Source organism: Acinetobacter sp. (assembly GCF_041919735.1).
Taxonomy (GTDB): domain Bacteria; phylum Pseudomonadota; class Gammaproteobacteria; order Pseudomonadales; family Moraxellaceae; genus Acinetobacter.
Map to the genome: position 1 here is coordinate 96,383 of NZ_JAYRTF010000010.1, position 12,361 is coordinate 108,743.

13 protein-coding genes and 1 pseudogene are annotated in these 12,361 nt (G+C 41.3%); 8 read left to right on the forward strand and 6 right to left on the reverse strand.

Annotated elements, in window-relative coordinates:
• The first annotated feature begins 40 nt into the window (after nucleotides 1-40).
• The 5 genes from ACE3T3_RS08030 to ACE3T3_RS08050 all read left to right on the forward strand — a co-directional run bounded on the left by ACE3T3_RS08030 (nucleotide 41) and on the right by ACE3T3_RS08050 (nucleotide 5,799).
• Nucleotides 41-799 carry a DUF6776 family protein gene (locus tag ACE3T3_RS08030; protein WP_374665756.1) on the forward strand — a complete coding sequence of 253 codons (759 nt, stop codon included), beginning with the start codon at nucleotides 41-43 and terminating at the stop codon, nucleotides 797-799.
• A gap of 19 nt (nucleotides 800-818) precedes the next feature.
• The gene (gene clpS, locus ACE3T3_RS08035) at nucleotides 819-1,232 is read left to right on the forward strand and encodes an ATP-dependent Clp protease adapter ClpS (protein ID WP_374665757.1); all 414 of its coding nucleotides are present in this window, start codon (nucleotides 819-821) and stop codon (nucleotides 1,230-1,232) included.
• A 9-nt stretch (nucleotides 1,233-1,241) separates the two neighbouring features.
• Nucleotides 1,242-3,518, forward strand: coding sequence for an ATP-dependent Clp protease ATP-binding subunit ClpA (clpA, locus tag ACE3T3_RS08040; protein ID WP_374665759.1), 2,277 nt, complete (start codon nucleotides 1,242-1,244; stop codon nucleotides 3,516-3,518).
• Between the two features lie 85 nt (nucleotides 3,519-3,603).
• On the forward strand, nucleotides 3,604-3,957 hold the full coding sequence (locus ACE3T3_RS08045) for a YnfA family protein (RefSeq protein WP_374665761.1): 354 nt from the start codon (nucleotides 3,604-3,606) through the stop codon (nucleotides 3,955-3,957).
• A gap of 195 nt (nucleotides 3,958-4,152) precedes the next feature.
• The gene (locus tag ACE3T3_RS08050; protein ID WP_374665763.1) at nucleotides 4,153-5,799 is read left to right on the forward strand and encodes a hypothetical protein; all 1,647 of its coding nucleotides are present in this window, start codon (nucleotides 4,153-4,155) and stop codon (nucleotides 5,797-5,799) included.
• A 31-nt stretch (nucleotides 5,800-5,830) separates the two neighbouring features.
• Here ACE3T3_RS08050 and ACE3T3_RS08055 read toward each other — a convergent pair whose 3' ends face one another.
• The 3 genes from ACE3T3_RS08055 to ACE3T3_RS08065 all read right to left on the reverse strand — a co-directional run bounded on the left by ACE3T3_RS08055 (nucleotide 5,831) and on the right by ACE3T3_RS08065 (nucleotide 8,084).
• Nucleotides 5,831-6,301, reverse strand: coding sequence for a hypothetical protein (locus tag ACE3T3_RS08055; protein WP_374665765.1), 471 nt, complete (start codon nucleotides 6,299-6,301; stop codon nucleotides 5,831-5,833).
• Between the two features lie 96 nt (nucleotides 6,302-6,397).
• Nucleotides 6,398-7,318 carry an ornithine carbamoyltransferase gene (argF, locus tag ACE3T3_RS08060; RefSeq protein WP_374665767.1) on the reverse strand — a complete coding sequence of 307 codons (921 nt, stop codon included), beginning with the start codon at nucleotides 7,316-7,318 and terminating at the stop codon, nucleotides 6,398-6,400.
• 115 nt (nucleotides 7,319-7,433) lie between these two features.
• Nucleotides 7,434-8,084, reverse strand: a complete 651-nt coding sequence (locus ACE3T3_RS08065; RefSeq protein WP_374665769.1) for a TetR/AcrR family transcriptional regulator — start codon at nucleotides 8,082-8,084, stop codon at nucleotides 7,434-7,436.
• Nucleotides 8,085-8,319: 235 nt separating this feature from the next.
• On the opposite strand from ACE3T3_RS08065, the gene prpB reads away from it, so the two are divergent.
• Nucleotides 8,320-9,204 carry a methylisocitrate lyase gene (gene prpB, locus ACE3T3_RS08070; protein ID WP_374665770.1) on the forward strand — a complete coding sequence of 295 codons (885 nt, stop codon included), beginning with the start codon at nucleotides 8,320-8,322 and terminating at the stop codon, nucleotides 9,202-9,204.
• Between the two features lies 1 nt (nucleotide 9,205).
• The gene (prpC, locus tag ACE3T3_RS08075) at nucleotides 9,206-10,342 is read left to right on the forward strand and encodes a 2-methylcitrate synthase (protein ID WP_374665772.1); all 1,137 of its coding nucleotides are present in this window, start codon (nucleotides 9,206-9,208) and stop codon (nucleotides 10,340-10,342) included.
• An 82-nt stretch (nucleotides 10,343-10,424) separates the two neighbouring features.
• Here the strand turns inward: prpC and ACE3T3_RS08080 are convergent, their stop codons facing one another.
• Nucleotides 10,425-11,045, reverse strand: coding sequence for an aminotransferase (locus ACE3T3_RS08080; protein WP_374665773.1), 621 nt, complete (start codon nucleotides 11,043-11,045; stop codon nucleotides 10,425-10,427).
• 124 nt (nucleotides 11,046-11,169) lie between these two features.
• On the reverse strand, nucleotides 11,170-11,640 hold the full coding sequence (locus ACE3T3_RS08085; protein WP_374665774.1) for a CinA family protein: 471 nt from the start codon (nucleotides 11,638-11,640) through the stop codon (nucleotides 11,170-11,172).
• A 248-nt stretch (nucleotides 11,641-11,888) separates the two neighbouring features.
• Between ACE3T3_RS08085 and ACE3T3_RS08090 the strand changes: the two genes are divergently transcribed.
• The gene (locus ACE3T3_RS08090) at nucleotides 11,889-12,122 is read left to right on the forward strand and encodes a hypothetical protein (RefSeq protein WP_374665776.1); all 234 of its coding nucleotides are present in this window, start codon (nucleotides 11,889-11,891) and stop codon (nucleotides 12,120-12,122) included.
• Nucleotides 12,123-12,249: 127 nt separating this feature from the next.
• Here ACE3T3_RS08090 and ACE3T3_RS08095 read toward each other — a convergent pair.
• A pseudogene (locus ACE3T3_RS08095) lies at nucleotides 12,250-12,361 on the reverse strand (IS982 family transposase); the annotation flags it as partial.

The window sequence follows — 12,361 nt, forward strand, 5'->3', positions numbered from 1 at the left end:
TTGGATTTAAATGTGTGTTTTGAATAAATCAAAATAAGAGATGACGATGCAAAATTCAGACTCACAAATTGCTGCACAGCAAGATAGCGGCGATAAAAAACCGTTTATGCAGACCAATATGCCCTTGGCGATTGGCGCGGCTATTTTAATCGTAAGCAGCGGTTTGCTGGGCTATACGGTGGGGCATCGTCAAGGGTTAACCGTTGTCGGTTATGATGCTGATGCAGAACAGCTGGTTGAAGTTGTGCAAAAGCAAAAAGCAGAACTGACTGCATTGAATAAAAATTTGAATGCCGCGATTCAAGAGCGTGATGTTGCAGTCAGCAATTCAAATGATCTGTATACTGAAGTGAATAATGCGCATGATGCGCAGTCTCAGGCAGAAAATGTCGGTATTTTATACCGTGAAGTGCTGCGTCAGCGCGGCGGTATTGCGTTGACTGTGCAGCATATCGCCATTAAGCCTTTGCCGGATAATGCCTTTGAATATCAGCTGGATTTGATGCAAGTCAGCCCAAGCAAAAGCTCAGCGTCCGGCACTGTTGAAATTCGCTTAATTCAAGGCACAGAAGTTTTAACGATTCCAATGGAAGATAAAAACTTCAACTTTGAAAATACCGAGCGTCTGACAGGCCGTTGGACAATGCCTAAAGGCTTTAGTCCGAACTTTATCGAAGTGCGTTTAAACAGCGCAGGAAAGCAGATTGTCCGCCGTTTCAGCTGGTCTAAGGGCCCGGCAGTGGAAAATCAATCCTCATTCCTGTCTGAAATTCCTCAGGCTGAAGCCAATTCAAATTGAAGCGTGAAATAAATACCCTATGCGAAGCAATAAACGTCAAGTGAGCCTTTCAGACATCAAAGACTCATTTCATCAAACTGGAATTGTGGACTGGCACATCAGCCCGCGCTTAGGCAATGAAACGCCTGAAGATGGAAATTCAGATACTGCGGTGATGACGGCGCGTCCTGAATTAAAGCGGCCTCCGATGTACGCTGTCGTTTTAATGAACGATGACTACACCCCAATGGACTTTGTAATAGAAATTTTACAACAATACTTTGCAATGAATCTTGACCAAGCCACTCAAGTAATGCTAACTGTACACTATGAAGGAAAAGGTGTTGCAGGGGTTTATCCGCGGGACATTGCGGAGACGAAAGCAAACCAAGTCAATAATTACGCTCGGTCTCAAGGTCATCCATTGCTTTGCCAGATTGAGCCCAAAGATTAAGGGGGTTGCATGCTCAGTCGTCAATTAGAAGTATCATTACGTTTGGCTGTCAGCATGGCTCGTCAAAAGAGACATGAGTTTTTGACGGTAGAACATTTATTATTGGCTTTACTCGATAACGACTCTGCTGTGAATGCTTTAAAAGCATGCGGGGCAGACATTATCGTGCTTCGCAAAGAACTTGAAGAATACGTAGAACAGCATACTCCTAAGCTCGGTGAAAACAGCGACCAAGCACCACATCCTACAGAAAGTTTTGACCGTATTTTGCAGCGCGCAATTTTCCATGTACAGTCCAGCGGCAGCGACCGCACTGTAGAAGGCGCAGATATTCTCGTTGCAATGTATTCAGAACGTGATTCGTTTGCAGTCTATCTGCTGAAACGCCATCAAATAAACCGTTTAACCCTGACTCAATACCTTTCTCACGGCACCCGCAAAGACGAAACGCCGCAGGAAGAAGAAATTGAAGAACTGGACGGCGAAACAGCTTCCTCAGCCAACGCCGGTCCATTGGAGCTGTACACCACTAATTTAAATGCTGAAGCGCAGAAGGGCAAAACCGACCCGCTGATTGGCCGTGAAAAAGAAATTGAACGCGCAGCGCAAATTCTTTGCCGCCGCCGTAAAAACAATCCGTTGCTGGTCGGTGACCCAGGCGTGGGCAAAACCTCCATTGCCGAAGGCTTGGCGTGGCTGATTGTGAATGGCAAAGCGCCGAAGCCTTTAGAAAATGCGGAAGTGTACAGCCTAGATATTGGCGCGCTGGTTGCCGGTACAAAATACCGCGGTGATTTTGAAAAGCGTTTGAAACAGCTTTTAAATGCTTTGAAGAAAAAACCCGAAGCAATTTTGTTTATTGATGAAATTCACATGATCATTGGTGCCGGTTCAAGCATGGGCAGCACCATGGATGCCTCGAATTTGATCAAACCAGCTTTGGCCAATGGTTCACTGCGCTGCATTGGATCGACCACTTTCCAAGAATATCGCCAAGTCTTTGAAAAAGACCATGCTTTATCTCGCCGTTTCCAAAAGGTTGATGTAAACGAGCCGTCAATTTCAGAAACGATTGATATTCTTCGCGGCTTGAAATCGAAGTTTGAAGATTTCCATCATGTGAAATATGAAGATCAGGCTTTGGTGTCAGCAGTTGAGCTTTCTGCAAAATTCATTAATGACCGTTTCTTGCCGGATAAGGCCATTGATGTGATTGATGAGGCTGGCGCGCAGCGCCGCTTGAAAGCGGAGCAGGATGATACTGCCATTACTGTTGAAAATATTGAAGATATTGTTTCCAAGATTGCGCGCATTCCGCCAAAAACAGTATCTAAAGACGATAAGACTGTACTGGAAAATCTGGAACGTGATTTAAAACGTGTGGTCTTTGGTCAGGATGAAGCCATTGAAGCATTAGGTTCTGCGATCAAACTGTCGCGTGCAGGCCTGAAATCTCCAGATAAACCCGTCGGCAGCTTTGTCTTTGCCGGGCCTACAGGCGTCGGTAAAACGGAAGTGACCAAGCAATTGGCAAAATTGCTGGGTGTAGAACTGGTCCGTTTCGATATGTCCGAATATATGGAACGCCATGCGGTTTCGCGTTTAATTGGCGCGCCTCCGGGTTATGTCGGCTTTGATCAAGGCGGCTTGCTGACGGATGCGATTCATAAGAATCCGCACTGTGTGCTGCTGCTAGATGAGATTGAAAAAGCGCACCCAGACGTCTTTAACTTATTGCTGCAAATTATGGATCATGGTTCATTGACCGACAATAATGGCCGTAAATCTGATTTCCGCAATGTGGTTCTGGTCTTGACCACCAACATTGGCGCAGAGAGCATTTCCCGTGTCAGTATTGGCTTTAAGGAGCAGGACAATAGCAATGACAATCAGGAAGCAATGAAAAAAGCATTCTCGCCGGAATTCCGCAACCGTTTAGACAGCGTGATTCAGTTCAAAGCATTGCCGACGACCGTGATTGAAAACGTTGTTGATAAGTTCTTAACCGAACTGCAGGCGCAATTGGATGATAAAAAAGTCATTCTTGAAGTGGATCAATCTGCACGTGAGTGGATGGCCGAAAATGGTTATGACCGTTTAATGGGTGCACGTCCAATGCAGCGTTTAATTCAAGAACATTTGAAAAAACCGCTTGCTGAAATGATTTTGTTTGGCGAGCTGGCTGAACATGGCGGCAACGTTGCAGTTTCTGTGAAAAAAGAAAATGGCAAAGCGGTTGGTCTTAAACTTGAAGTATTTGAAGATCAAACTGCTGAACCGGCTTAATTGACATCATTTTTAAAATAACCCGTGTTTTCACGGGTTATTTTTTGCTTAAAACGTTTATTCCGGATTTTGTGATTTAGGCCTTATGGATATTCATCTCACCAAAGTGTTCACGACTTTTTTATTATTTTTCATTACTGCTGTGATGGAAATTCTAGGCTGTTATTTTCCATATTTGATTCTAAATCAAAATAAATCACATTGGTTATGGATTCCAACGGCATTGGCGCTTGCGGCATTTGTTTGGCTGTTAACATTGCATCCGGCTGCTTCTGGGCGTATTTATGCGGCCTATGGCGGGATTTATATATTTACAGCACTGCTATGGCTGCGTTTTGTCGATCAAGTCAGCTTAAGCAGATGGGATATGCTGGGCGGTGCTGTAGTGATTTGCGGAGCGTTAATTATTATTCTGCAGCCGCAAGGATTAGTGCGTTAATATTTAATAAGTCTAAGTTTTCTCTAAATCCTGTAGAAAAAGTATATAAAATCAAAAAAATAGAGTTTTTTTGCCAATAGCTTTACATCATCTTTAAGAAAAGTTGAATATATATTATAAAATCCTATATTTATAAGGTATTTCTCAATACTAAGTTTTTGAAATTTAATAAATAAAAATTAGAGAGCTTTAAAAATGAAAAATATCTATATCATTAGGCTGGTTTATAGCCTTGTCATTCTTGCTGTGATAACGGTCATGGTTGGTATAAATAATCATTTTTTTTATAAAAATGAAGAAAAAACTACAGTCAGGGAAATGCGTCTAGAAGCCGGGCAGCTTGCATCATTAGTAAAAAGCTGTGATTTTTCTGATGTCGCGTGTAAAAATGTCTTAAATCATTTTTTATTAAATTCCAGCATTCGTGGTCAAGTGCTGTTGAAAGTGGATGATCAAAATTTTGCAAATTTTAGTTTGGAAAGTTATAAAGATAACCGCAAGCCAGTCACGTACAGCCAAGAAATTTCGCATAATGGACATGACTTTGATATTTTTTATGAAAAAAAAGTGACGCCCTCTTTAGTAAAAAGCGTTTTACGAAGTATGACGCTATCAATTTTTGAGTGGCATTCTAATGCACTTCGAGGTAAATCTGATTATGTTTCTAATTTAATATCATTTATTCAGCATGTTGCAATTCCGCGCTCTAGTCCTGCTATTTGTTATTTAGTCTTGTTTGTTTTTTTAATTTTAATGGCAAAGCGGTATTTCCAAGCGCTGATAAGAAATTGGGAAAAATCAGAGCAAATTATTGATTTAAAAAATACTGAAATTATTGACCTAGATCAAGAAAAAATAAAACTGCGTGCACAAAATGAATATTTGTTAAATAAGCTGGATCAAGCTGAACAAATTGTGATTGATTTGGAAGAAAAACAGCAGCAATTTGGTGTAGAAAATCAGCAATTGGATAATGACTTAAGGCAAGTTAAAAACCAAATTTCATTGGAAAATCAGGCGGCATTAGAACAGGTAGAATCACTCAAAATAGATCAAGCCAAAGAGTTGGGATTATTAAAAAGTAAATATGAAAATGACTTGAGCCTTAGCCATGAGCTTTTAAAGCAGTCTGATGAAATTAATCAAAAATATGGTGAAGAGATTCAAGATATTCAATTTGAGAGTCAGAAAAAGCTGAATAGTTTAGAAAATAGTTTAAGTCAGATTGAATTGGCACAATCTGATTTATTGGCTAAAAATAGCCGTTTGAATGCTGATTTAGAGGCAGCTAATGAGCTAATGAATGGAGTTTCTAGCGATTTAGACAGTACCAAGCAAGAACGTGATCAGCTTCAAGGTAAATTAGAAGAATTGCAAAAGCTGATTGAACACGAGAAAAAAGCTCAAAATAACTTAATGACTAAAGATGTGAAAAAGTGGATTGCGTATTATCTGCTGTCGAATCCAAATTTTAGTCCGAAAACACGTAGCCAAAAAACTAAGCATAATCCTAATAATCATCACGGCGGTGATTATGTGAGGCACTTATATCAATTGATCACTAAGAATACAGAGGTTGCGCAGTTTGTAACGGATGTGAAATCAGTCAATAACCGTTTTCAGAAAAATGCAATTGTAATTAGTAGATTAAAGCAGAAGGGTGTAAATGATCTTTCTTATGGTTATATTGCTGAAGTAACAGGTGATGATGATCGAGGTTCTTGTGCGGGAATTTTCCTGACGGCTCAAACAGACTGGGAGGCAATTGTACAAGCAAAACTGCTTATCATTCATGTGAAGCAGCTGCAGCATCATAGTATTGTTGATAAAATTGCATCTTAAGAAATAAATAAAGGGGCATATGCCCCTTTATTTATTCACGGCAGTCTTTTTGTGTAATTTTCAATTCATAAGTGTTTTTTTCAGAACTCAGGCTAAGCTCAACGATATATGGATTATTTTTTTGATATTCATGCTCAAAGAAAACTTTGCAGTTATGCAGCAGGTTTTTCTTAATTAATTTTTGAACCTCTTTTGTGCCAAGTTCTTCTTCAAATTGGGCAAAGTCAGGCGTAATAATCATGCCTTTAAGCTCTGTTTTTTTAGATGATAGATTGAGCTGTTCAATAATCGTGTTATGGTCAATTTCTAGCGGTAAAGTCTTTGAATCCTCAGCGCTTAAAACACCAAGCAGTTCATCAAGCTGTTTTGGCTGTTGAATTTTAAAATTTGTGTCAATAATCTGTTTGGACTGTAAGTATTGGTCAAATTCAGATGCTTGAGTTTGAAAGAGGGCGGAACTTAAAAGTGCAGTCAGGCATAAGCCAATTTTTTTTAGATGCATGAAAACTGTCGCTATCAAAATTTTAAATTATGTTTTGATTATAGCGATGAAGCATCAAAAAAAGCACCCGAAGGTGCTTTTTATTCAACGAAAGGCTTAGTCTTTTTTAAGATTTTCGTTAATTAAGAACTCAACCAAAGCTTTTTGCGCATGCAAGCGGTTTTCAGCTTCATCCCAAACCACGGCATTTTTATGGTCCAGCATGTTTTCTGAAATCTCTTCACCGCGGTGCGCCGGCAAGCAGTGCATGAATAGGCAATCTGGGTGCGCAAGATCCATTAGGCGTTCATTGACTTGATAATCAGCAAAGGCTTTTTCACGGATTTTTTGCTCTTCTTCTTGGCCCATGCTTGCCCAAACGTCTGTCACAATCAAATCTGCATTGACAGCAGCATCTTCAGCAGAATTTACAAGTTCTACACAATGCGCAAATTCTGAAAGGAACTGTTCTTTTGGTTCATAGCCTTTAGGCGATGCAATTTTCAACTTAAAGCCCCACATGTGCGCAGCTTCAATATAAGAGTTGCACATGTTGTTGCCATCGCCAATCCACGCTACGGTTTTGCCTTCAATTGAGCCGCGGTGTTCAACAAAAGTTTGAACATCTGCCAGCAATTGGCAAGGGTGGTGGTCGTCGGTCAGCGCGTTGATCACTGGAACTTTAGAATAAGAGGCAAAGCGCTCTACAATGCCGTGGCCAAAAGTACGGATCATCACAATATCCAGCATGCTTGAAATAACGCGTGCTGAATCTTCAATTGGCTCACCGCGGCCCAACTGTGTGTCGCGCGGAGAAAGGAAAATAGCGCTGCCGCCGAATTGGCTCATGCCTGCTTCAAACGATACACGGGTACGGGTGCTCGATTTTTCAAAAATCATGCCCATTACTTTACCAACGAAAGGCTGGAATACTTCATTGTTGTGCTGTTTGCGCTTGAGCTCGATACCGCGCTGCACAATTTGGTTAAGTTCTAAAGTCGATAAATCGCGTAAAGTAAGGAAGTGACGCAGAGCCATGATTACTCCACAATAATTGCTGAATCAAAAAATAAACAACAATTAGTTGTTGGTTGGTTAAAAGAAAAGGAGAATCGAATACTCTATACCAAATAAATGCACAATTGCAAAAAAACTATGGCTTTTGATGTCCGTCCAGGAAACGATCTACGCAATAACTGATGTATTTGATGCTTTCTTGATCAGATTCTTCAGCAGGCAGGCCCATTAAAATTTTCCATTCAATATTGCGAAGAATGCCGAAGTAGAATTGCGCTGAAAAAATAGGATTGCTGCAAATTAAAAATCCTTTGCTATGCGCTATTTCGAGGGCATTCGCAATCGCCATTTGAATTTGTTTCGGCCCATGCTCATGAATATGGCGGGCAAGTTCAGGATTGCGCTGGCTTTGCTCGAGCACCAAACGCATAAAGGCCGCTTTCTCCGGCTGATTTAAGTGCTCTTGGAAATTGATCAGAGTTTGAATCAGATAGCTGCGGAAATTCGACAGCTCAGGGTCAAAGGGCGTGCAGATGTCTTTAAAGAACTGGTCGCGGCGGTAATCGCAAATGGCCTTAAATAGACCTTCTTTATTGCCGAAATACTTGTAAATAGAGGCTTTTGAACCGCCAGCGTGATTGACAATATCATCCAATGAAACAGCGTCGTAGCCGTGTTCCAAAAACAGTTCAGCCGCGCTTTCTAAAAGCGCTACACAGCGTTCATGACCGCGTTTGGTTTGCGGAAAATCACGTGAGACGGGTTCTAACTGAGCTAAATCTGTCATATTGGCAATAATCATATCCGCTATAAAAAACTATCGTCAATTATAGCAAAGCTTTGTGCAAGTTTCTGCAATGACCTCTGCACGAAGAGTATAATGCTGTAACGAAATAATAATATAGATTTGAGAAATGTTTGACTAAAGTTTTAGAGTAAAAATTCTACTGGGTCATAGCGGCCGAAATAATTATGGGTATACTCAAGCCTCAACAAATAAAGAGACAACTGTGGAAGGGAATATGACACAACAAACATCTGCAGGCTTAAGATTCAGACAAGCACTGGAAGTAGAGAAACCATTACAAATTATCGGTACGGTCAATGCCTATGCTGCGATGATGGCCAAAGAAGTCGGTTATAAAGCGATTTATTTATCGGGCGCCGGTGTTGCAAACTATTCATACGGTTTGCCTGACTTGGGTATGACCAGTCTGGATAATGTACTTGAAGATGTGCGTCGTATTACTGAGCGTGTTGATACACCATTACTTGTTGATATTGATACTGGCTGGGGCGGCGCATTCAACATCGCGCGTACCGTGAAGCAAATGATAGCTGCAGGCGCAGCAGCGGTTCATATTGAAGACCAAGTGGCACAAAAACGTTGCGGTCACCGTCCAAATAAAGAAATCGTGTCGCAACAAGAAATGGTTGACCGTATTAAAGCAGCCGTAGATGCAAAAACCGATTCAAACTTTGTGGTGATGGCGCGTACCGATGCGCTGCAAAAAGAAGGTTTGCAAGCGGTGATTGACCGTGCATGCGCTTGTGTTGAAGCCGGTGCAGATGCAATTTTCGCTGAGGCGATGACTGACATTACCATGTACAAAACCGTATGTGATGCAGTCGGTGTCCCTGTTCTTGCCAACATTACCGAATTTGGTGATACCCCTTACTACACCAAAGAAGAATTGGCGGAGCAGGGCATTTCAATGGTGCTGTATCCACTGTCAGCAACCCGTGCAATGCAAAAAGCAGCACTGGAAGTGATGCATTCGATCCGTAAAGAAGGCACACAAGTCAACGTGCTGGACAAAATGCAGCAGCGCAAAGAACTCTATCAATTCCTTGATTACCACACTTTTGAAAACACATTAGACAAACTCTTCACGGAAGGAAAATAAAATGGCTGAAGGAAAAGTACTTACAGGCGCGGGACTGCGTGGACAAGTGGCAGGAAAAACTGCACTTTCAACAGTAGGCAAAAGCGGTGCAGGCTTAACTTACCGTGGTTATGACGTACAAGACTTAGCAGAAAACTGCCAATTCGAAGAAGTCGCTTACCTGATTTTCTTTGGTGAATTACCAACTGCAGAACAACTGGCGACTTATAAAGCCAAACTGAAATCACTGCGTCAATTGCCGCAAGCGTTGAAAGAAGTGCTTGAGCGTATTCCTGCCGACTCACACCCGATGGATGTGATGCGTACTGGTGTATCGATGCTCGGTAACCTTGAAACTGAAAAATCATTTGATGAACAGCAAGACGTGGCTGACCGTATTTTAGCGACTTTACCTGCGATCATTTGCTACTGGTACCGTTACAGCCATGATGGCGTACGTATCGAAGAAAATACTGATGATGATTCAATCGGTGCACAATTCCTTCACCTATTACGTGGTGAAAAACCAAACGAATTGCACGAGCAAGTGATGAATGTCTCGTTGATTCTGTATGCAGAGCATGAATTTAACGCTTCTACATTCACTGCACGTGTTTGCGCATCAACATTGTCAGATATGCATTCATGCATCACCGGCGCAATTGGTTCACTGCGTGGTCCACTGCATGGCGGCGCGAATGAAGCAGCGATGGAAATGATCGAAAACTGGACTTCTCCAGAAGAAGCTGAACGCGAAATGCTGGGTAAGTTAGAACGTAAAGAAAAGATCATGGGCTTTGGTCATGCGATCTACAAAGACAACGATCCACGTAATGGCATCATCAAGGTTTGGTCTGAACGTTTAGCGAAAGATGTTGGCGATACGGTACTTTACCCAGTATCAGTACGCTGTGAAGAAGTGATGTGGCGCGAGAAGAAACTGTTCTGTAATGCGGACTTCTTCCATGCGTCTGCGTACCACTTCATGGACATCGCAACCAAACTGTTCACGCCAATCTTTGTGATGAGCCGTGTTACAGGTTGGGCAGCGCATGTGATGGAGCAGCGTGCAGACAACCGTATTATCCGTCCAAGTGCGGACTATACAGGCCCAGAACTTCGTAAAGTGGTGCCAATTGCAGACCGCACAGCGGCTTAAGCCCGCAGTGTTGTGAAAGTCATATGCAATAAAAAAAGCTTCTTCTGAGGCTTTTTTTATTGCTGGAACGTATTTCCAATTCTTATTTGCCTAAAAGCACAGGGTCTTCAACGCTATAGCCAGATTCAAAAGGAATGCCTAAATAGCGGACGGTAACCAAGATATAAGGCTGCTTAGGCACTTTGTAGGTTTTGCTGATTTTCAACCCTTCCTTATAGGTTACAGCGGTCTGTATGCTGCTTTTATATAAGGGGCTTTTGACGATGTATTGATAGGTCCATTTATCAATGCTTTCCTGAGGATCATACCAAGCCGCAGCTGTACCATTCATTGTTGTCAGCATTTGAATGGATACATTGCTGTTGTGAATGGGTGTCAATTTTATGAGGCGCTTTTTTATTTTGGCAATGGTTTGGTCGAACTGAGTACTGTCTTGATCATAGTCAATTCTCTTGGTTACGGGATTAATATAGAGGGATTTAACCGTAATCAATTGTGACGGTTTTTTACTGTTTAATTGATAATAATAAAGCTGCGGTAAACGGCCACGTCCATCCTCGAAATGTCGCATCACATAGATTTTTTGGTCTTTTGAATCATAGCCAAGGACTTCAATCGTTTGAGGGCCGCCAACTGTTGCGTAAGTATTGACGGAAACGCAGAAAAATAACAGGATGCTGAAAATTTTGATTAATCTTTTCATGCAAACTCCAAAACAGCAGATTGAATACCAATATAGCGAATTTGAAGGCTGGATATTTTTGCCTCTCTGGAAAAATGCACAAATATTGTAAAAGTCTGCAGCAATTTCCTCCCAATGATAGAGTTCAAATAAGCTTAAACACTTCTGCTGCAGTGAGATTCACCAGCTGATCTAAGCGCTCGATGGGGCTGCCTTCCAAAAAGTATTGAAAATTGTAAAATTGATTTTTATATAAAACAGAGATGTAGAAAGTGCCTTCCGGTTTTTCAGCGGTAGCGCTGCCGCCGGGTTTTAGCAAGCCGGTGCAGGCCACGACAAAATCAGCTTTGCTGAATAAGGTTTTGCCATGTTCAGCCATGGCTTGAGTCACTTCTGCAGATTCAGCAGTGTGTGCATCAATGAATGATGGATCGATATGCAGTACCGAAATTTTAATGCTTGGGTCATAGCTCACCAATCCACCCAGCAGAATATCTGCGCCGCTATTCTTGTAGATGGAAAATTGGCTAGATAAGTAGCCCGAGCTGGCGCTTTCTATAAACGCAATCGTCAATCCGCGGTCTTCAAGCGCATCACAGCATTTTTTTAAAATCATTGATCTTCCAGAGCAGGCATTGTTATGGATTTTGCAAATATCAGTATATCGGTAAATCCTGAAAGTGCATGCAGTAAAAAAGAGGGAATGGGCATTTTTAGAAGAAAGAAATACTGAAAATAAGCAAAAAATGGATGCTTTTTCTAATTGTTTATTTGCTGTTCGAAAAAGCAAAATAAAGGTTTTATCACATGCTGATCAGTGGTAAAACTAAAAATAAAGTGCTTTATAGATAGTAGGAGATCAAAATGAAAACAACGGTAAAATACGTCGTATTAAAAAGCTTAGACTATCAGCTGGGAACACCATTATTTCAAGAGGAATTGGATGCAGACAGCCAATATTTTGATCAAATACCTGCCGAAATTTCATATCAAAATCACAAATTCAAAGTCAAAAGCAAAGAGCTTAAAAGACTGTATTTGGCTGAAGAGCAAGAAGACAGCCAGACCATCATTGTGAAAGTTGTCGCTGCCCAATAACGGGATCAATTCTGAAAAGCTCCAATGATTTGGGGCTTTTTTATTTGCCATAAGAAGCTGATTAAATTAATTATGTGATGAATAAGCCCCTTCATGTAAATCATATTTTAACTAACCCGAATCCTGCTTAAGCCAATGATTCCATAATTTGAATTGTTGGTTTATTTTGATGATTAAGTTGATATGCACATAACGATGCGTAAATTCCACTCAGAAACCCATGAATGCTACGAGCTTTA

Bases quoted from the DNA above. Each gene is read 5' to 3' on its own strand.
- ACE3T3_RS08030 (WP_374665756.1), top strand. From the start codon at position 41: ATGACGATGCAAAATTCAGACTCACAAATTGCTGCACAGCAAGATAGC.
- clpS (WP_374665757.1), top strand. From the start codon at position 819: ATGCGAAGCAATAAACGTCAAGTGAGCCTTTCAGACATCAAAGACTCA.
- clpA (WP_374665759.1), top strand. From the start codon at position 1,242: ATGCTCAGTCGTCAATTAGAAGTATCATTACGTTTGGCTGTCAGCATG.
- ACE3T3_RS08045 (WP_374665761.1), top strand. From the start codon at position 3,604: ATGGATATTCATCTCACCAAAGTGTTCACGACTTTTTTATTATTTTTC.
- ACE3T3_RS08050 (WP_374665763.1), top strand. From the start codon at position 4,153: ATGAAAAATATCTATATCATTAGGCTGGTTTATAGCCTTGTCATTCTT.
- ACE3T3_RS08055 (WP_374665765.1), bottom strand. From the start codon at position 6,301: ATGCATCTAAAAAAAATTGGCTTATGCCTGACTGCACTTTTAAGTTCC.
- argF (WP_374665767.1), bottom strand. From the start codon at position 7,318: ATGGCTCTGCGTCACTTCCTTACTTTACGCGATTTATCGACTTTAGAA.
- ACE3T3_RS08065 (WP_374665769.1), bottom strand. From the start codon at position 8,084: ATGACAGATTTAGCTCAGTTAGAACCCGTCTCACGTGATTTTCCGCAA.
- prpB (WP_374665770.1), top strand. From the start codon at position 8,320: ATGACACAACAAACATCTGCAGGCTTAAGATTCAGACAAGCACTGGAA.
- prpC (WP_374665772.1), top strand. From the start codon at position 9,206: ATGGCTGAAGGAAAAGTACTTACAGGCGCGGGACTGCGTGGACAAGTG.
- ACE3T3_RS08080 (WP_374665773.1), bottom strand. From the start codon at position 11,045: ATGAAAAGATTAATCAAAATTTTCAGCATCCTGTTATTTTTCTGCGTT.
- ACE3T3_RS08085 (WP_374665774.1), bottom strand. From the start codon at position 11,640: ATGATTTTAAAAAAATGCTGTGATGCGCTTGAAGACCGCGGATTGACG.
- ACE3T3_RS08090 (WP_374665776.1), top strand. From the start codon at position 11,889: ATGAAAACAACGGTAAAATACGTCGTATTAAAAAGCTTAGACTATCAG.